Annotated in this window: 15 protein-coding genes; 7 read left to right on the forward strand and 8 right to left on the reverse strand. The window is 70.4% G+C overall.

Features of this window, described 5'->3' with window-relative positions; genetic code table 11:
* Window positions 1–48: 48 nt before the first annotated feature.
* Window positions 49–4,305: a LamG-like jellyroll fold domain-containing protein gene (locus ACFY9V_RS09945; RefSeq protein ID WP_391160541.1), complete on the reverse strand. Its 4,257-nt coding sequence runs from the start codon at window positions 4,303–4,305 to the stop codon at window positions 49–51.
* Between the two features lie 423 nt (window positions 4,306–4,728).
* On the opposite strand from ACFY9V_RS09945, the gene ACFY9V_RS09950 reads away from it, so the two are divergent.
* On the forward strand, window positions 4,729–5,118 hold the full coding sequence (locus ACFY9V_RS09950; RefSeq protein ID WP_355337222.1) for an RDD family protein: 390 nt from the start codon (window positions 4,729–4,731) through the stop codon (window positions 5,116–5,118).
* Between the two features lie 126 nt (window positions 5,119–5,244).
* Here the strand turns inward: ACFY9V_RS09950 and ACFY9V_RS09955 are convergent, their stop codons facing one another.
* A complete protein-coding gene (locus ACFY9V_RS09955) occupies window positions 5,245–6,066 on the reverse strand; it encodes a helix-turn-helix domain-containing protein (protein WP_391160543.1) in 822 nt (273 codons plus the stop codon).
* A gap of 123 nt (window positions 6,067–6,189) precedes the next feature.
* Here ACFY9V_RS09955 and ACFY9V_RS09960 point away from each other — a divergent pair, with 123 nt between their 5' ends.
* The 3 genes from ACFY9V_RS09960 to ACFY9V_RS09970 all read left to right on the forward strand — a co-directional run bounded on the left by ACFY9V_RS09960 (window position 6,190) and on the right by ACFY9V_RS09970 (window position 8,001).
* Window positions 6,190–6,933: an alpha/beta fold hydrolase gene (locus ACFY9V_RS09960; protein ID WP_391160546.1), complete on the forward strand. Its 744-nt coding sequence runs from the start codon at window positions 6,190–6,192 to the stop codon at window positions 6,931–6,933.
* Window positions 6,934–6,942: 9 nt separating this feature from the next.
* Window positions 6,943–7,116, forward strand: a complete 174-nt coding sequence (locus ACFY9V_RS09965) for a nuclear transport factor 2 family protein (RefSeq protein ID WP_391160547.1) — start codon at window positions 6,943–6,945, stop codon at window positions 7,114–7,116.
* 135 nt (window positions 7,117–7,251) lie between these two features.
* Window positions 7,252–8,001: a VOC family protein gene (locus tag ACFY9V_RS09970; RefSeq protein ID WP_391160550.1), complete on the forward strand. Its 750-nt coding sequence runs from the start codon at window positions 7,252–7,254 to the stop codon at window positions 7,999–8,001.
* Between the two features lie 81 nt (window positions 8,002–8,082).
* On the opposite strand, the gene ACFY9V_RS09975 is transcribed toward ACFY9V_RS09970, so the two are convergent.
* From ACFY9V_RS09975 to ACFY9V_RS09990, 4 genes are all read right to left on the reverse strand, one after another.
* Complete coding sequence (locus ACFY9V_RS09975; RefSeq protein ID WP_355336959.1) at window positions 8,083–8,265, reverse strand: hypothetical protein; 183 nt, start codon at window positions 8,263–8,265, stop codon at window positions 8,083–8,085.
* Between the two features lie 159 nt (window positions 8,266–8,424).
* Entirely contained in the window at window positions 8,425–9,159 is a 735-nt protein-coding gene (locus ACFY9V_RS09980; protein WP_391160552.1) for a D-Ala-D-Ala carboxypeptidase family metallohydrolase, read from the reverse strand.
* Between the two features lie 189 nt (window positions 9,160–9,348).
* On the reverse strand, window positions 9,349–10,749 hold the full coding sequence (locus ACFY9V_RS09985; protein ID WP_355336956.1) for a glycoside hydrolase family 16 protein: 1,401 nt from the start codon (window positions 10,747–10,749) through the stop codon (window positions 9,349–9,351).
* A gap of 359 nt (window positions 10,750–11,108) precedes the next feature.
* On the reverse strand, window positions 11,109–13,406 hold the full coding sequence (locus ACFY9V_RS09990) for an MMPL family transporter (RefSeq protein ID WP_391160556.1): 2,298 nt from the start codon (window positions 13,404–13,406) through the stop codon (window positions 11,109–11,111).
* 220 nt (window positions 13,407–13,626) lie between these two features.
* Here ACFY9V_RS09990 and ACFY9V_RS09995 point away from each other — a divergent pair, with 220 nt between their 5' ends.
* The gene (locus tag ACFY9V_RS09995; protein WP_391160558.1) at window positions 13,627–14,481 is read left to right on the forward strand and encodes a WHG domain-containing protein; all 855 of its coding nucleotides are present in this window, start codon (window positions 13,627–13,629) and stop codon (window positions 14,479–14,481) included.
* 66 nt (window positions 14,482–14,547) lie between these two features.
* Here the strand turns inward: ACFY9V_RS09995 and ACFY9V_RS10000 are convergent, their stop codons facing one another.
* On the reverse strand, window positions 14,548–15,252 hold the full coding sequence (locus ACFY9V_RS10000; protein WP_391160560.1) for an alpha/beta fold hydrolase: 705 nt from the start codon (window positions 15,250–15,252) through the stop codon (window positions 14,548–14,550).
* A gap of 237 nt (window positions 15,253–15,489) precedes the next feature.
* Between ACFY9V_RS10000 and ACFY9V_RS10005 the strand changes: the two genes are divergently transcribed.
* Complete coding sequence (locus tag ACFY9V_RS10005) at window positions 15,490–16,746, forward strand: class I SAM-dependent methyltransferase (RefSeq protein ID WP_391160561.1); 1,257 nt, start codon at window positions 15,490–15,492, stop codon at window positions 16,744–16,746.
* A 392-nt stretch (window positions 16,747–17,138) separates the two neighbouring features.
* On the forward strand, window positions 17,139–17,573 hold the full coding sequence (locus tag ACFY9V_RS10010; RefSeq protein WP_391160562.1) for a hypothetical protein: 435 nt from the start codon (window positions 17,139–17,141) through the stop codon (window positions 17,571–17,573).
* On the opposite strand, the gene ACFY9V_RS10015 is transcribed toward ACFY9V_RS10010, so the two are convergent.
* Window positions 17,543–18,511 carry a protein kinase family protein gene (locus tag ACFY9V_RS10015; protein WP_391160564.1) on the reverse strand — a complete coding sequence of 323 codons (969 nt, stop codon included), beginning with the start codon at window positions 18,509–18,511 and terminating at the stop codon, window positions 17,543–17,545. The genes ACFY9V_RS10010 and ACFY9V_RS10015 overlap by 31 nt on opposite strands.
* Between the last annotated feature and the right edge of the window lie 122 nt (window positions 18,512–18,633).

The raw sequence follows: 18,633 nt of genomic DNA on the forward strand, positions 1-18,633 counted from the left end.
CTCTGCGGGGTGGCCGCACAGTTGGTGCGGCCACCCCGCCATGGCCGGTCAGGGGCCAGGGTTGGTGGGGATCGCGTTTCCATTGGCCAGAATTGCGATCTGCTCGTCGTTGGCGGCGCCTTGGAAGACCCACACGTCGTCGATCGCGCCCGACCAGTTCTCGCCGAAGACGCCGCCGTTCAGGGAGCGCCCGATCTGCAGGCCCTTGGTCGCGTCGAAGGGATGCGCGTCGGAGTTCCAGGACACCTTCGTCGTACACGTCGGGTCGTTCTGCGTGCCGTCGCCGTCGTCATCCGCGCACACCGACTGACGCAGTCCGCCGTCGACGTACAGGCGCATCTGCGCAGCGAAGGCGTCGTAGACAACGGTGATGTTGCTCCAGCCGTCGTCCTGGAAATTGGTGTGCTCTGCGAGAGAGTGTTTCGCGGCGCTGTCGTCTGTGGTGGCCATGTCCAACTGCCATCGCCCGGCGTTCGGGTCGTCCGGGTCAGGGACGTAGCGCACGGCGAAGGCGGAGTTCTTCACACCCGCCTGGCTCAGCACGGTCCGTGGCGATGTCGGCCGCGGTCCTTTGACCCAGGCACTGACGGTGAAGCTGGTGTTGGTGTGGATCGGTGACGCCGTGGTGGAGGCGTAGCCGTTGCTCGTACCGTCAAGCAGCAGACTGCCCGGCCCCACGTAGCCGCTGGTGTCGATACTCGCCCCGGTACCCAGATTCAGCGGGTGCCGGTCCGCTGCTGTGGGCAGATCGTCGGGAGAGGCAGCGGGGCTGCCCGAGACGGCGTCCAGCTTCCACCGGCCTGCCACGATCGGCCTGGACCGGTACAGGTCGGACACCTCGGGACCGGACAGCGCCCGGTCGAAGAGCTGGACGTCATCGATCTGTCCGGGGAAGAAGTCCCCCCCGACATGGTCGAAGGAACTCGCACCGATCTGTACGCCGCCAGTGCTGTAGAAGGGGGTGGCGAAGCTGGTGGTGGTCACATGGACGCCGTTCACGTACAACTGCATCTCATCGGCGATACCGTCGTAGGTGCCGACCAACTGCGTCCACACACCGGCCGGGGATTTCGTTGTGTCGCCTTGTGCGGCCCGGACCAGTGTGGCGCTGGGAGCGTCCGTGGTGAACTGGCCGAACGTCCAGCCGAGTGCGTTGGAGTAGTAGATCTCGAAACTCGGACGTGAGGACCCTGCCTGGGTCACGACGACCGCGCCGTGGTCGGGCTTGACCGAGAGCTTCGCCCACGCCACCACGGACATACTGTCGACTGCGTTGACGTGCGGGAACGTAGTGGCCGCGTAGTCGTCGACTCCGTCGAGCGTCAGTGCGTTGCCGTAGACACCTGGTTGACCGGGCGTCGCCCCGCCCTTGTACGTGGCAGCCTGCACGTCTGCGTGTCCGCTGATCACCGTGGTGGCAGCGCCGTCGTCCTGCGTCGCTCCCTCGTCGAGGGAGAAGACCGCTCGGGCTGGGCGTCCGGTGTCCAGCGGCTGCTTGTTGGCCAGCCTGGTGACGTCGTTCTGTACCAGGGGCTTGTCGTAGATCCGTACGTCATCGATGGACCCGGGGAAGAACGAGGTCGGGTTTCCACCGTGGGAGCCCGCGCCGATCTGCAGTCCTCGGCGGGCGTCCCATGGGGTGGCGTACGCCTTCGTACCCGCCGCGACTCCGTTGACGTAGAGGGTCATCAGGTCGGCCGCCGAGTCGTAGACACCCGCCAGGTGAACCCACTCACCCGGATGGACGCCGCCGCCGGCGGCCTGCGCCGCTTCTACTGGTGTCGCTGAAGTCGTGTCGGCCGTGTACTGGTTGAACGCCCAGCGGTCGGTCGTCTTGTTGTAGTACAGCTCGAACCCGGGGCTGTTGTTGCCGGGTTGCGCGGCCACCACCGCCGAGGAGCCCGGCATCGTGGACAGATTCACCCACGCGGCGACCGAGAACCCGTACGACGTGTGCACCGTGGGGATGTCGGAGTACAGGTAGTCGTCGATCCCGTCGAACGTGACCGCATTGCCCACGGCGCCCGGAACACCCAGCGTGGGGTTGCCCGCGATGTCGAGCGTCCGCTCTCCGCCACTGCCTTCGGCGGCGGTCGCACCGGCTGGGTCGTCCAACTTCCACGCGGCCCTGGCCGGCTGGCCGGCCTTCACCTTGAACATGTACGACGTCGGCGCGCGCTTGTTGCCCAACGAGTCGAGTGTGGAGGCATAGACGATGTTGACACCGGATTTCGTGGGGCGGAACTTGATCGTCTTGGCCGCGCCCGCGGTGGTGGTGATCACGTTGGCCGATGACGGCTCTTCGTTCACCCCGTACCAGTACTTCGTGGTGCTGCTGTCGGTGGGAGAGGAAATGGTGAAGGTGCCATACCGGCCGACACCGTCATAGCTCGGGTCCAGCGGATCGTTGACGTTGATCGGCGGGTAGTCGCCGGAGGTGATCGTCGGGCTTGCCGGTGCGCTGGTGTCGTAGACGAAGTAGCAAGCGGTCGCGGCCCCGTCGTACGACCAGGGGGAGTAGCTGTACCGATTTTCCTCGTCGTAGTCCGCCACACGTACCGTCCACCCGATTGTGAGGTTCTCCGGGATGGTCGAGGGGAGGGCGATCGAGAAACTGGAGCCCGAGGCCTTGGCCGTCGTCCACGCTGACGTCCAGTGCGTCGTCCGGTTCGTACCTCTGCTCGCATCCCACAGAAGCGCGAACTGAACGGCGACGTGGTCTCCGTCGGGGTCGGTGACGTTCACCGCCGAGACCGTGGGCACAAACCGCGTGGAGCTCCCGAGCGGATTGCACGTCCCGCCCGGATTCATCGACAACTGCGACATCTTGAGCTGCGTCGGCGGCTTGTTGTACTTCACCCGCAGGAACGCGTCGTCGGAGAACCGTTTCCACGCGTACTTGTCCCCCTCTTCCGTCGCCTTGAGACCGAACGTGGCCGTGGAAGAGCCGTGAGAGACCGCGTACTTCACACCGTCCGTGGCCTCGAACTCCACGTCACCGGCCGGGCATCCCGAACCGCCGCCCTTGGCGACATCGGCCGTGCCGAGTGCGTCTGCCCAGAATCCGCTGGCGAGCTGCGTGTTCCACGTCGTCGACGAGCTGATCGGCTTGGTCCGCCACAGCTCGACCACGCGTTTGTCGCAGCTCGCCGAGTGCGTCTCATGCCCGACGAAAGTGGCCTTGACGATCGTCTTGCCGATGAACTTCGACGTGGAGAACTGGTAGAACAGCCGCTTCAGGTCGTACGGGGCGCAGTAGTCCCAGCCGCAGTAGCCGACACCCGCGTCGGAGTCCCCGTTGAACCGCCACTGCGGTGAGGACGCCCAGTACCGCGAGACCATCGTCCACGACGACGCCTTCGGCGTGTACGTCTGCGGGTCGATGAACACCGGGAAGCGGGTGCCCGCGTCGGCCAGCATGTTCTGGTCGGGCGTCAGATGCAGTTCGCTCCCGTCAGCGGACACCTCGACATCGATCGGGGCGATGTTCGAGGCGTCTCCGGGACCGAGATCGTCGGCTGCCCCCGCCGTCTCATCGGCAGAAGCCGCCCGGCCTCCTGCGGTCTTGGTGGCCGTCTGCGTGCCCGTCGGGCTCGCCGAGTCCCACATCAGCGGCTGGGGGGCCTCGAATGCGACACCTCCGCCCGCCTCGTCGGTAACCTCCAGGCCACCGCCGACCGATTCGGCCAGGCGCAGCCCCTGCCCCTGCACTCCCAGCTTGAGTTGAGTGAGCGCCGGGTTCTTCGCGGCTTCGGCCGTGCGCACGACCAGCACCTGGTGGAAGCCGTCCACATCGGCACGCATCTGCAGATCGACGTCAGGGAAAACGTTCTTGTACGTGGCCGTGTCCCCGTCGAGTACCGGCGCGGGAAGCGGTGCGGGCCACGTGTAGGTCAGCTTCTTGCCCGCGTTGTCCAGCGACACCAACGGGCTACTGCCGCCGCCGGAGAAGGTGATCCCCACGGTCGTCGCATTCGGGACTACTGTTCCCTGCGCCGTCGCGGTCAGAGTGTTGTCAACCGGCTGCCACCCGCCGCGAATCCGGGCACGCACCGGCCGGACATGCTCCACCACCTCGAACTGGCCATCGGCCGTGGCGTACGTCTCGCTCGACTCCGACCGCAGCGACGTGATCTCCACATCTGCCCCGGACGACGCGGCCTGTGCCTTCGCGGCGTCCTCGGTGAGGGCCGAAGCGGCCTTTCCCTGCGGGGACTTCTCCGCTGTCTGCGAAGGAGGAGCGGCGAACGCCTGCCCGCCCGCACCCAAGGGCGCGAGGCCGCCCGTCACCATTACCGCCGCCACGGCAGCAATCAACGACCTGCGCGCATGTCTGCCCACCACAGAGCTCTCCCCCGCCCCAGCCCCAAAGTCCCCACCCGGAGCCACAGAATTCTCACAAGTTCGCAGATCTTACATGTGATGTACATGCTCAGGTCAAGGGTGCATAAAGGGGTCTTCTGGCGGGTGGGCGGACGATGGAGACCACGGGCATATCCGGAGGGAGTCCTTCCATGCGGAGGGGGCGATCACTCGTGGGCATAATCTGCTTTACTCCACGCCGTGGATGACAGAGGGGCGTCTCAGCCTGGCGGTGGAAGTAGCGGCGGAACGGGCGTGGACGGGGTGCTTGCGCCGCAACAACCGGGCTCGGGAAATGAGTTGCCGGAATATCCCCGTGGGGGGCCTACGGATCAGACTGTGTACGGGCAGGTGCCGGTGGGCGGGATGCCGCCACTGGCGTCGTGGGGCCGACGGGTAGCGGCGGCACTGATCGACGGCATCATCGTGTACGTGCCCGAACGCATCGTCTGGTACGCGCTGGGCAGCACGCCGGCAGCAGCCCAGTGGGGCGCGCTTCTCGTCCTCCTGATTGCCATCGGCCTGAGCTACGTGGCGGGCACCACCGGGCAGACCCCCGGAAAGAAGGCGGTCGGCATCCACCTCCTACGCGAGGCCGACGGGCAAGTCCTCGGCGTCGGGAGGGCCTTCGGCCGCTGGCTCCTGCACATCCTCGACGCCGTCTGCTGCGGGCTCGGCTATCTGTGGCCGCTGTGGGACGAAAAGCGGCAGACCTTCGCCGACAAGATCGTGCGCTCCGTCGTCATCAAGCCCTGACAGCCGCAGGCGCGACAGCGGGGGCCACGGCGATGCCGCCGTGGGCGCGACGCCGGGCCTGAGTGACGAGCCGGGGCCGGAATCGAGCCGTGGCGACGACCTTGGTCTCGATGACGAGTCTCCGCTTCACGACGCCGAAGGCGGCCTGGGGGCGGGGCGGTTGGACCGGTAGCGGCCGGGGGTGGTGCCGAGGACGGCGGTGAAGGCGGCGATGAAGCCGCTGGGGTTGGCCCATCCGCAGGCGGCGGCGGTGCGGAGGGTGTCGTGGCCGTCGGCGAGGAGCACGAGGGCATGGTGGATGCGCAGTTGGGTGCGCCACTCGTAGAAGGTCATGGCGAGTTCGTCGTGGAAGAGCCGGCTGAGGGTGCGGGGGCTGGCGCCGATCGTCCTGCCGAGTTCGGCCAGCGTGGAGTTGTCCGCCGGGTTCTCGTAGAGGATCCGGGCGACGGCTCGCAGCCGGTCGTCCGCGGGCTCCGGCAGGTGCAGGGGCTGTTCGTGCGCTTCCTGGAGGTCGTCGACGAGGACGCGCAGGAGGCGGGCGCGCGCGGCGGGGCTGTGCGCGGGCACGTCGGCGTCGTGCGCGCGGGGTCCGGTCAGGGCGAGCAGGACCTCGCGGGCGAGGCCGGAGGCGAGGAACACGGCGGGGTGGCCGGGCAGGAGCCGGGCGAGGGACGGCGTGAGGAAGACGATCCGCATGTCGGTGACGCCGTGAGCGCGGTGGTGGTGCGTGAACCCCGCCGGGGTCCAGGCGACCCGGTCGGCGGGCACGATCGAGGTGCCGCGCTCGGTGTGGACCGCCAGGACGCCGCTGGCCGCGTACACCAGGTGCCCGCGTGGGTGCGACCGCACCTCGCTCGCCTCGCCGGACGGCCAGAGGTGGCGCCCGCCGGACGGCCACACATGGGACGTCACACCGGCGGCCGGGCGAGGTTGGCAGCGAACGGGCATGACTTGGCATCGTAGCGGTACCACGCCACCGCCTGCCCCCGTGAGACTGGCTCTGTACGCAGTGGTCCCGCGGCGCGCCGAGCGCCCGACCGGGCCGCGTGTCACCCGGAGAAGGAGAAGCACATGGCGACGTTCGTCCTCGTACCCGGCGCGTGGAAGGGCTCCTGGTCGTTCGAGGCGGTGGTCCCGCTGCTGGAGCGCGCCGGGCACACCGTGCACGCCCTGACCCTGACCGGTCTGCGGCCGGACGACGACAGCGCGACGGTCGCGACCGCCGGTCTCGACACGCACGCCGACGACGTGCTGCGGTGCCTGGACCGCCACAGCGTCACCGGCGCGACGCTGGTCGGCCACAGCTACGCCGGGATGGTGGTCGCCGCCGCGGCCGACCGCGCGGAGGGCCGGATCTCCCGGCTGGTGCACCTCGACGCCTACGTACCGCGCGACGGTGATTCGTGCTGGTCGTCGACGAACGACCACTTCCGGGAGGTGTTCGCCGCCGGTGCCGCGGCCACCGGCTACTCCGTCCGGCCGCCGGACGGCGGCGATCCCCGCCGCCGCCCCCATCCCCTCGCCGCCTTCCTCCAGACGGTCCGGCTGACCGGCGCGGTCGCCCGCGTCCCCCGCCGCGAGTTCGTCTACTGCTCGGGCTGGGAGAACCGGACGCCCTTCGCCGGCCTCCGCGCCCGCCTCCAGGCCGACCCCGCCTGGCGGGTCCACGACCTCCCGACCGGCCACGACGCCATGCACGAGGCCCCGGACGCCGTCGCCGCGATCCTCCTCGCCGACGCCGACGCCGACGCCGAGGCCGACGCCGACGCGCACACCGCCGCCGACACCGCTGCCACCGCCCACCCGAGCGCCTGAGCCCGGCGCGTGTCGGATCCCGCAGCCGAGCTCACGGCGTTCATGGCGCGGTATGAGCAGGCCAACAACAGCCACGACATCGCACGCGTGGTGCAGCCCCGGTCAGGGGAGGGGCGGGGCACGAACGTGATCGTGAAGCGGGACGGGGCGTGGAAGATGCTGCACGAGCATCTGAGTTTCTGACGCGTCGGTGGGCCGGTGGGGGTCCTTCGGGCCGGGGCCCGGCGTCGCCGCCCGAGGCGGAAACTCGGGTGCGGGGGCCGGACGGGCGTGTCTAGGGTGCGGCTCGGACGTCGAGGGATCGGAGAGGTACGGGGTATGAGCAGTGAACTGTTCGCGATCTGCTTCAACGCGACGCGGCCGACGGGGCTGGCGAAATTCTGGTCCGGGGTGCTGGGCTGGGAGGTGACCCCCGGTGAGGAAGCGGACGCGCAGGGCGGTGTCGCGATCGTGCCGCCCGCCGCGGACGGGGCGACCGGCGGCTTCCGTATCCGCTTCCTGCCGAGCCAGGAGCCCAAGTCCCGCCAGAATCAAGCACACTTCGACCTGACGAGCGCCTCCGCCGAGGACCAGCGGCAGACGGTGGCCAGGGCGCTGGAACTGGGCGGACAGCACATCGACATCGGCCAACTCCCCGAAGAGGGGCACGTCGTGCTCGCCGATCCTGACGGCAACGAATTCTGCGTCATCGAGCCCGGCAACACATTCCTCGCCGACACCGGCGTCATCGGCGCCCTGGCCTGCGACGGCACCCGCGAGGTCGGCTACTTCTGGAGCGAGGCCCTGCGGTGGCCCCTGGTCTGGGACCAGGACGAGGAGACCGCGATCCAGTCCCCCGAGGGCGGTACGAAGATCACCTGGGGCGGGCCGCCCGTCGCCCCCAAGACCGGCACCAACCGCCTCTTCTTCGAACTGGCCCTCCCCGCCGGCGCCGACCGCTCCGCCGAGGTCGACCGCCTCCTCGCCCTGGGCGCCACGCGCCCCGAGGCCGCGGAGACCGACGGCGGAGCCCACGTCCTGCTCCTCGACCCCGACGGCAACGAGTTCTCCGTCCGGAGGCCCGGATAGGCCGTCCTGCCCGGATGAAGCCGTCCTGCCCGAGCCTGCCCCGGCCCGGCTCCCGCCCCGCCCCGCCGCGGCTCGCCGCGGTCAGTCCGCCGTGACGCCCCAGTAGCCGATCGAGACCGGCCGGCCGTCGGCGTCGTAGAGGACGGTGCGGTTGCCCGCCGCGCGGTCGGGGTAGAGGTCGCCGCGGTCCGACACCGCGGCGGTCCACTCGGCCTCGGTGGGACGGCCGCCGGGGCACCAGGCGCGGACCTCCGCGTCGGCCAAGGGGCCCGTGAACGGCCCCTCTTCGTCATCGTCCCGAACCCGTGGTCGTCCTCGGAGAGTTCGCGCTCCTGCTCGGCCCGGAACGCCGCCGCCGGATCCGGGCGGTGCGGAACCCCGTGGCCGAGGCGGAGGGGGAGCGTCGGCCACGGGGCGCGGGGGTCAGATTCCGCAGGAGGAGGCGCTCCAGTAGCGGGAGCTCTGGTCGCCTAGGTGGGCGTGGGTGCTGTGGCCCGGGTAGCCGGGGCCGAGGATCTCGTTGAAGCCGTGGTAGCGGGCCTCCTGCACGATGCGGCAGTAGCTCGGCGAGCCGATCAGGTCGACGGCACGGCCGTACATGTGGTTGCTGTTCGCGGCCCCGCCGACGGCGCTGTTGCACGACGCTGAGCGGAAGCCGCTGCTCGTGTTGAGCGGCTGGTCGCCCAGCGCGTGGCGCAGCGCCTCCAGCTTCCACATGAGCCGCAGGGCGTTGTCACGGGCGGTGGCCGCACTGACCGCGCCGCCCGCCCAGGTGGTGTTGCAGCGGTTCATCTCGCCGAAGGTGAAGTGGATCGGGGTGCAGTCGGTGTCCTGGAGCGCGCCGATCTTCGCGAAGGTCTGCGGCCCGGCGATGCCGTCCGCCGTGAGGCCGTACGCCTGCTGGAAACGCACGACGGCGGACTTGGTCGCCGGCCCGAACTGGCCGTCGGTCGCCAGCACCGCGCCGTAGCCGGGGTATCCGGCGATCCGGATCTGGAGCTGGCGGACGTCCTCACCGCTCGCGCCCTGGCTGAGGGTGCGGCCCCAGGAGTAGCAGCCGGCCGCATGGGCGCTGCCCGCCGTCACGGCGGTTCCGACGAGGATAGCTGACGCAAACATGACAATAGCGAGTAATGCACGGACGTACCGTCTCAACATCACGCCTCCCATGGGGGGTTCACGGACTCATGAGACTGCCCGACCTTGTCTATGCGCGTCAACCACTCCTTGACCTGGCATATTCGCCTGGCGCACCTCGCCCGCGAACGCCGGCGGGGCCGCGCGGACACGGTGTCCGGGCGGCCCCGCCGAAGCAGGCCCCGCCGAAGCAGGCACGCGGGCCGAGGGTCAGGACCCCTGGGTGAACGTGTAGTGCGGGGAGTCGTACTGGGGGCCGTTCTTCTCGTACGTGAACCAGTACGTGAGAACGCTGCCGGTGGAGAGGCCGTTGACGGTCTGGGTCCAGGTGCCGGAGGAGTTGGTCATGCGGAAATTCTGCTGACCCGCGCCGTTGACGAGGTAGTGGACGTCGACGTAGGCGGCCGGGGTGGTCGGGGTGAAGGAGATGCGGGCCTGCGTGGAACTGGTGGAGGTGACACCGGCGGTGTAGTCGGGCGTGGTGGTGCTGCCGCCCGTGCTGCCCGCGCTCGAACCGGAGCTGGTGCCGGAACTCGTACCGGAACTCGTACCGGAACTGGTGCCGGAACTCGTCCCGGAGCTCGTACCCGTGCTCGTACCGGACGACGTACCGCCGTTGTTCGTGCCGCCGACCGTGCCGCTGCTGCCGCCGGTCGTCTGGTACACGGCGAACCAGTCGACGCTCATGCCCGCGCCGGAGCTGATGTCGGCGGACGGGGAGGTGCAGCCGCAGACCTTGTTGGGGTACGAGCCGCCGATGGCGACGTCGAAGATGGCGAAGAAGCCGTGGTCGACGGCGGCCTGCCAGGTGGCGACGGAGACCTGGTTCTCGTTGACGGTGTAGGTCAGATTGCCGTCGAGGTAGAAGCGGAGCTGCTCGGCGGAGGTGTTGGTGCGGTCGATGACGGCCGAGTACTTGTGGAAGCCGGTCTGGCAACCGGCGCACGGCTGGAGGTCGCTGGTGATGCCGTCGGGGTCGTGGCACTCGCCCGCCCACTGCCCGCAGTGGAAGGTGGTGGAGTGCTTACTGAGGGCGTTGACGTCCTCCATGATGTCGATCTCGCCGATGCTGGGCCAGTTGGTGGCGCTGACCGGGCGGGCGGCGGCGCCCATCGCCCAGAAGGCGGGCCAATAGCCGAGCCCGCTCTGGGGGTTGGGCTGCTGGATCGAGGCGCTGATTTCGAGCTGACCGCCCGCGGGGGCCGCGAAGTCCGTGCGCTGCGTCTCCACGCGACCCGAAGTCCAGTGCCCCGAGGCGTCCTTGACCGGCTTGATCACCATGTGGCCGGAGCCGTCCTGGTACACGTTCTGCGTCGAGTCGGTGGAGGTCTCGATCTCGCCGGTGCCCCAGTTGCCCGCGCCGCCGGGGTAGCTCGTGCCGATGTCGTAGAGCCAGTTGGACCGGTTGAGGCCGCTGCCCGCCGCCCCGTTGAAGTCGTCGCTGAACACGGTCGTCCACCCCGCCGCGGGTCCGGGAACGGCCGCCGACGCCGAACCGCCGGACAGCACAAGGCCGGTGATGCCGGTCACGAGGAGGAGCAGGGCGCTGAGCACGGCCGTGGGACGTCCGCTGACGAAGCGGCGGGCGGCCGATGGAGGGGATGTCGTCATGGGCAGGTGCTGCCTTTCGGTCGTGGGGGGACAGCTGCCGTGGGGGCGGGACGCTGAGCGTGAGCCGTGGTCCGTGGTACGTGGTCCGTCGTGCGTGGTCCGTCCTGCTCGTGCGCGACCCGCCGCCCGTGGTGCCGTACTCGATATGCGTGATGCGGGCATGACATGTCGGGAATCCTGAGAGCGCTCTCAGAGCTGCGTGCGAATGGAGTGTCGGGCGGAACGGCGGGGGCGTCAAGGCATCGCACACAGATCCGCCGGGTGGGGGGCGGCGGCGGACGGGGTCGGGCACGCGCCACGGCCCCCGCCCGGGGAGGGCGGAGGCCGTCACACGCGCCGGGGCCGCGGGGTCCGCTCGATCACCTCTGCGAGGCGACCGGTTCGCGGTCCAGGTCGGGACCGGAGGCCGGCTCGCCCTCGCTGAGCCCGAAGCGGTCGTGGAATCTGCGCAGGAAGCCCGGCGCGTACCAGGCCGATCCGCCGAGCAGGCGCATCGCGGCGGGGACGAGGACACCGCGGATGGCCACGGCGTCGATGAGGATGGCCAGTCCGCTGCCGAGGCCGAACATCTGCATGAAGCTGAGCTTGGCCGTGCCGAAGGCGAAGAAGCTCACGGCCAGCAGGCAGGCCGCCGCGGTGACGATGCGCCCGGTGTGCCCGAGGCCGTTGACGACGGCCGACTCGGTGTCCTCGCCCTGGTCGTGGAGTTCCTTGATCCGGCTGGTGACGAAGACCTCGTAGTCCATCGAGAGTCCGAAGACGATGCAGAACATCAGCACGGTCATCGACATCTCCATCGGCTGCGCGGTGAAGCCGAGCAGGGAGGAGAGATGGCCGTCCTGGAAGATCCACGTCATGACGCCGAGGGTCGCCACCAGGGTGATCGCGTTGAGCAGCAGGGCGCGCAGCGGCTGCACGAGGCTGCCGGTGAACAGGAAGAGCAGGATGAAGGTGGTGAGGACGACCAGGCCGATGGCGAGCGGGAGTTGGCCGCCGATGGAGTGCCTGGTGTCGACCAGTTCGGCGTCGGTGCCGCCGACCAGCGGGTGCGTTCCGGCGGGCGGCGCGAGGTCCCGTACCGCGCCGACCAGGTCCTGGGCCGCGTCCGACCTCGGCGTCAGGGAGCTGGTCACGCTGATCCGCTGCCCGTCGGGGCGGCCGAGGTTGGCGCTGCCCGGCCCGGCGGCGGAAGCCTGCCCGTCGGCGTAGGTCCCGGTGCTGGTCTCGACCCGTACGACACCCTTGAGCTGCGACAGCCGCTGCGCGTACGACCCCAGGGGGCCCTTGTCCACGGCCTGGCCGAAGACGATCTGGAGGGCGGAGTCGTCGCTGCCGGTGAAGTCGCTCCTGAGCGTCGCGGAGACCTGGCGGCTCTCGGCGTCCTTGGGCAGCACGCGCTCGTCCGGGGTGCCGAAGACGATGCCCAGCAGGGGGCTCGCCGCCGCCAGCAGGACCACGAGCACGGGCAGCGCGGTGAGCGCGGGCCGCCGCATGGAGGTACGGGCCAGCCGCGCCCACACGGAGACGCGGGCGGTGGAGTCGGCGGAAGTCGTGGCGCTCGCGGCGCTCGCGGAATTGACGGCCTTCGTGTCGTTCGCGGCGCTCGCGGCCTTCATCCAGGGCATCCGCCCGCTGTTGACCCGGTGGCCCAGGACGACGAGCAGCGGCGGCATGACGAACAGCGCGCTGACGGCCGCGATGGCGACGACCCCGACGCCCGCGAAGCCGAACGAGCGCAGGAAGTACTGCGGGAAGACCAGGAGCGCGGCGAGCGCGGCGGCCACGGTCGCCGCGGAGAACGCGACGGTGCGGCCCGCGGTGTGGACGGTCCGGCGGACGGCGTCGTCCACGCTCGCGCCTGTCGCGAGCTGCTCCCTGAACCGGCTGATCATCAACAGGCCGTAGTCGATGCCCAGTCCGAGGCCGAGGGCCGTGGTGAGATTGGTCGCCGTGTTCGAGACGCTGGTGACGTCCGCGAGCAGGGACAGCTCGGCGAACGAGCCGAGGATGGCGATGACCGCGATGGCCAGCGGCAGCAGGGCGGCCACCGCGCTGCCGAAGACGAACAGCAGCAGGACGAGGGTCAGCGGGATCGCGATCAGCTCGGCCAGTTCGAGGTCCTTGACGACCTGCGTCGCCATGTCGTTGCCGACGGCGGCCACACCGCCGGCCCGGACCGTGAGCGCGTCCTTGTACGTACCGCCGAAGTGGTCGAGAAGCTTCTCGGCGTTCTTCTGCTGCTGCGTCGGGTCGCCCTTGACGTGGGCGAGCACCATGGCCTCGCGGCCGTCCTTGGACCGCAGTTCGGTGCTCCGCGTGTCCCAGTACGAGACGACGTTCGCCAGCGTCTTCTCGCTCTTCAGCTCGGCGACCAGGGCCCGCCCGTTCCGCTCGGCCGCCGGGGCGTCCACGCGGCCGTCGGCGATACGGCCGTCCGCGGTGCGGACGAGCAGCACCAGATTCGTCTCGCCGCCGAATCTCTTGTCGATGAGGTCGCGTGCCCGGGTGGACTGGGAAGCTGGATCGTCGAAGCCGCCGCCCAGTAGCTTGGTGAAGGCGCCAGCACCCACGGCACCCATGACGGCCGTCGCCACGATGGCGACGATGAGTACCAGCCGGGACCGGCGGATCGCCAGTTCGGCTATGCGTTCGAACACGCGAGATCTCCTCTGCGGACTTGCGGGCCTTCTGGACGCGCGTACCGGCGCAGTCGCGGGTGTGCGGGGCCCGCGGAGTCGCGCCGTGCGGCGGATGCGACGGGAGTGACGTCGCCGTGACGAACGTAGACAGCACACAACAGACTTTGGCAGTGCGAGATTTACCTGACAGTGTTCAAATTCCGGATACACGCCAAGGAAGCCGTCGTAGTGTGGGCGCATGCCCGCCGAGGAACACCCGCCAGCGCCACCGGACGTCTCCACGCCGACAACACAGCCGACACCACGGACGACACCGCCGGCACCGCGAATACCGCCGACAGCAGCAACGCCCCCGCCACCGCCCGCCGCGCCCTCTCTGCGTGAACGGCGGCGCGCGGCAGCGACGCAGGAGATCCTGGACGCCGCCGAACACCTGATCGGGGAGAACGGCCCCGAGGGCCTGTCGATGCGCGCGATAGCCCGCGGCCTGGGCATGACCGTGCAGGCGCTCTACCACTACTTCCCGAGCCGGGACGCCCTCGTCACCGTGCTCGTCACCAAGGCGTACGACGACCTGACCGCCGCCGTACGTGCCGCGCTCGACCGAGCGGCGGCGGACTGGCCGGATCTGCCGCGCCTGGTGGTCGCGGCCGAGGGCTACCGCCACTGGGCCATCGCCCACCCCGAGCGGTACCAACTCCTCTACGGGACACCGCTGCGGGGGTACGCGGCCCCGCACGACGGCATCACCACCCAGGCCAACCGCCGGATGAGCGTGCTCTTCCAGCGCGAACTGTTCGACGGCTTCAGCACCGCGCAGCTCGCGGCGGCCGACGTCCCCGCGCTCTCGCCCCGGCTCCTGGCGCACCTGGACCGGCTGCCGCCGGAGGGCCCGGGAGAGCTGCCCCCGCCGGCGGTCGCTCTCCTCATGGAGGCGTGGGGCCGCCTGCACGGGCAGGTGGTCCTGGAGGTCTTCGGGCACACCTCGTTCCTCGGCGAGCACCAGGCCGAGGTCTTCCGCATGGCGATGCGGAATCTGCTCGCGGACGTCCGCCGCCGTATCCCGGCGGACGTGATGGTGCCGCAGACGTAGGACGGACCCGCAGCGAGTGGGCCCGACACCCGCGCGGGCCCGAGGCCCACGCGCGCCCGGCAGGGATCAGGGGGCGGTCTCGGCCCCCAGGATCGCGGCGAGCTGGCGCGGCTCGGAGAACATCGGCCAGTGCCCCGTGTTCATCTCCACCAGCCGCCACCGCTTGCCGTCCAGGAGCGCGGCCACGTCGCTGTTCGGCTCCGGGCCGTCCAGAAGGCACTTGATATACGTCGTCGGGAGGTCGGCGAGCGGGCGGGACAGCGCGGCGGGCTCGGTGAGCGAGGCAGCCGGATGCGGGGTCGCGCCCGCGACGAGCCGGGCGACCTGCTCGTCGGTCAGGCCCTGGCCCTCGAACTCCCCGGCGGCGGGCGGCGGCCAGAAGCCGTCCCCCTCGGCCAGGATCGCCTCGAATCTGGCCTGCCCCTCCCACCAGCCGGACGCGAACGACCCGCCCTCGACCGGCACTTCGGAGTCGACCAGGACCATACGGGCCAGCCGGTCGCCGATCCGCCCGGCGGCCTGGCCGACCGGAATCCCCGAGTAGCTGTGCCCGACCAGGACCACGTCCCGCGAATCGAGCCGCTCCACCTCGGCCACGATGTCCTCGACATGCGTCCGCTGCCCGGCGTCCGGCGCGGTGCCCCGCTTCTCGGCGAGCCCCGACAGCGTCAGCGGATGGACGCCGTGCCCGGCCGCCCGCAGCTCGGGCACCACCTCGTCCCACGCCCACGCGCCGAGCCACGCCCCCGCGACCAGTACGAATTCAGCCATGGCGGCAACGTATCCGAGGGGAACGACAATCCCGCCGAGGCCCGCACGCCGCCGCGCGACATCCGTACGACAGCCGTGCGACAGCCCCCGGCAGACGGACGGCACCCGCGCCAATCCGTACGCCGTACCGCGCCGAATACAGGGTGAGAGCCCCGACCGGAACAGCCCGGCACAGCCCGGAACAGCACAGCGGAGCCGCCGCCTCACCGGGCGGCACCGCGGAAAGCGAGCGCGTCCATGCCCTCCGTGACACCCACCGCGGCCGACCGGCTGCGCCCCCACCTGGACCAGGCGCTCGGCGGGGAACCGCCGCTGCGGGTGCGGCTGTGGGACGGGAGCGAGCTGGGCTCGGGCGACGGACCGCTGGTGGTCGTACGGCGGCGGCGGGCGCTGCGGCGGCTGGTCTGGCAGCCCGGCGAGCTGGGCCTCGCGGAGGCGTACGTGGCCGGGGAGATCGACGTCGAGGGCGATGTCGGGGAGGCGCTGCGCACGGTGTGGGCGGCCATCCGGCAGCAGAAGCTGCGGCCCGCCCGGCTGTCGGCGGCCGACCGGGCACGCGCGCTGGCGGCGGCGGTACGGATCGGCGCGATCGGGCCGCGCCCCGCGCCGCCGGGGGCGCCGGCGCGGCTGAGCGGACGCCTGCACAGCAAGGACCGCGACCGGGCGGCGATCCACCACCACTACGACCTGTCGAACGACTTCTACGCGCTGCTGCTCGACGAGACGATGGCGTACTCCTGCGGTTGGTGGACCAGCGACGCCCCCGACTACACGTCCGCCGACGCGCAGCGCGACAAACTCGACCTGATCTGCACGCGGTTGGGGCTCGGGCCCGAGGCCCGGCTGCTCGACATCGGCTGCGGCTGGGGCTCGTTGACCCTGCACGCCGCTGAGCGGTACGGCGCCCGCGTCACCGCCGTCACCCTCGCGGCCGAGCAAGCGGCGTACGTACGACAGGAGGTGAAGGCGCGCGGGCTCAGCGACCTGGTCGACGTGGAGTGCCGCGACTACCGCGACATCCGGGGCGGCGGCTACGACGCCGTGGCCACCATCGAGATGGGCGAGCACGTCGGCGACGCCGAGTATCCGGCCTTCGCCGCGGCCCTGCACGACCGGCTCAGGCCGGGCGGCCGGGTGATGGTCCAGCAGATGTCACGCGGCCGGAACGCGCCGGGCGGCGGCGCCTTCATCGAGACCTACATCGCCGCCGACATGCACATGCGCCCGCTCGGCGAGACCGTCGGCCTGCTCGAACAGGCCGGTCTCGAAGTGCGGTCCGTCACCGCGATGCGCGAGCACTACGTCCGCACCATCCTGGCCTGGCACCGCACGCTGGAGGACCGCTGGGCCGAATTCGTCGCCCTCGTCGGCGAGGAGACCGCCCGCGTGTGGCGGCTCTACCTCATCGGCAGCGCCCTGTCCTTCGGGGAGAACCGCATGGGCGTCGACCAGATCCTCGCCTGCCGCCCGCCCGCGCCCGAGGACGCGGCATGAACCGATTTAACGTATTCGGTGCACGGCGGGCCTCACCCATGCACTGGCGCACGGCCTGCGGACGGGCGAGGCGGACGGCGACCGCGACGGGCTGATCACGCTCGGCGAGTTGTACGCGTACGTACGCGACCGGGTGCGGGCGGCCGCCGACGTCCACGGCGAACTCCTCATCGCCCGGTGCGACCGCCCCGCCGCGTCCTCCGGCCACCGCCGGGAGCACCCTCACCACCACCTCGCCGTACCGGAGTTGGAGCTGCCCGACGTCCCGGACGCAGCCGGCACCGTCTGTGGCGGCGGTGAACGGCGTCCGCAACGCGTTCTGAGAGCGCGTACGAGGGCCCGCGTTCAAGAAACGTACGCGCCTCGGCGGCCCGAGGTCGTGGCCTCCGTTCATGGCCGAGATCTGGGATGAACAGGAGCTGATCGGCGAGGGATTCGAGCGGGTCTTTGCCGAATTGGACCGATACGACGCCCCGATTTTCGGCCTCGCCGAGGTCGAAGGGAAGCCGCACTACTTCCGGCTCGTGTACGAGGACACCTACGCCGTGTGGCCCGTCGGCGCCGCCCAACTCGCCCTGGAGCGCGAGCGGTGGGCCCTCTTCGCGGCCTGGCACGCCCGCTACGAGGCCGGCACGGCCGAGCCCGACACCCACCCCGGCACGGGCGGCGTCGACGCCCGCTACGACGAACTCACCGCACTGCTCCTCCCCCACCGCGACACCCCCGCCGAGCCGCGCGTCCTGACCGCCCAGTGGCGCTCCACCCCCGGCCCCCGCTACCGCCCCGACGGCGTCGACTACCGCGTCAGATGGCGGCCCGCCGACTGAACCGGATACGGCGTCTCCCGGCTCTCCGTCTGCAACGCCCTGTGCCACTCCCCCATCTCCTCGGCCAACTGCCCGTGCCGGGCCAGCACCGGAGCCGGGACCTTCCCCGTATTGCGCTCCAGCCAGCGCACCAAGTGCGTACGGATGTAATCGCGGTCGTACGTCCGGTGCCGCTCGTAGAACTCGGCCTCCGCCGACGACAGTTCGAACCTGGTCGACACCGCCAGGCCGTAATCCGCGAAGTACAGGCGGTGGCCGTCGGTCAGGATATTCTCGAAGTGCGCGTCGAAATGCAGCAGTTCGCGGTCGTTCATGAATTCCGCGCCGTCCAGCAGCTCGCGCTCGATCCGCTCGCAGACGCGTTCCGTCGTCTCCTCGTCCGCCTCCGCGAGACGGTTCCGCAGCCAATTCTGCAAATTCTGCGGGATGTACTCCATGAAGACCACCACGCTCGCCGTCGCGTCCCGCACACCCTCGATGCGGCGCCTCATTCCGGGGCTGCCGCCCCAGTACGCCACCGCCGCCTCCACATCGGCCAGCTCCTTCGGCAGGGGCCTTCTCGTGCTCGGCAGCACCCGCCAGTGATACGTCATGGGGAAGCCGTCGTGCTCTCCCGCCAGGACCCAGTTCGTCGTCATGGCATGGACGGCCAGTTCGCGCCAGGCGCCGAAGCCGGGGGTGGCGATGCCGTAGTGGCAGAACGCCGGGAGGTCGAAGACGTTCGCCGTCGAGTGGGTGTTCTCCGGGCGCCTTTCGAGGTCGGTGAGGCGGATCTCCTTCACGAAGACGGGGGTTCCCGCGAGGAGCACCTTTGAGGTCTGTCCGCCGATGCCTTCTCCGAGGGGTTCACCCCTTTCCACGAGCTCGCGCAGTTCCGCGTCACTTCTTAGCGCCAGCTCTGTCGCCACTTCCCCGTAAACCGCGGTCCGCTTCTTCACGTCCTGTCCTTCCTCCGTCCTGTCTTTCCCACCCGCCCACCCGTGCGGGTGCTTTCTTCGTCTGCGGGTGCCGCCCGTGCCTGGTCGGTCCCGGCCCGGGGCACCTCCTCGGGCGACGAACC

It is taken from the genome of Streptomyces sp. NPDC008317 (assembly GCF_042955955.1).
Classification (GTDB): Bacteria; Actinomycetota; Actinomycetes; order Streptomycetales; family Streptomycetaceae; genus Actinacidiphila.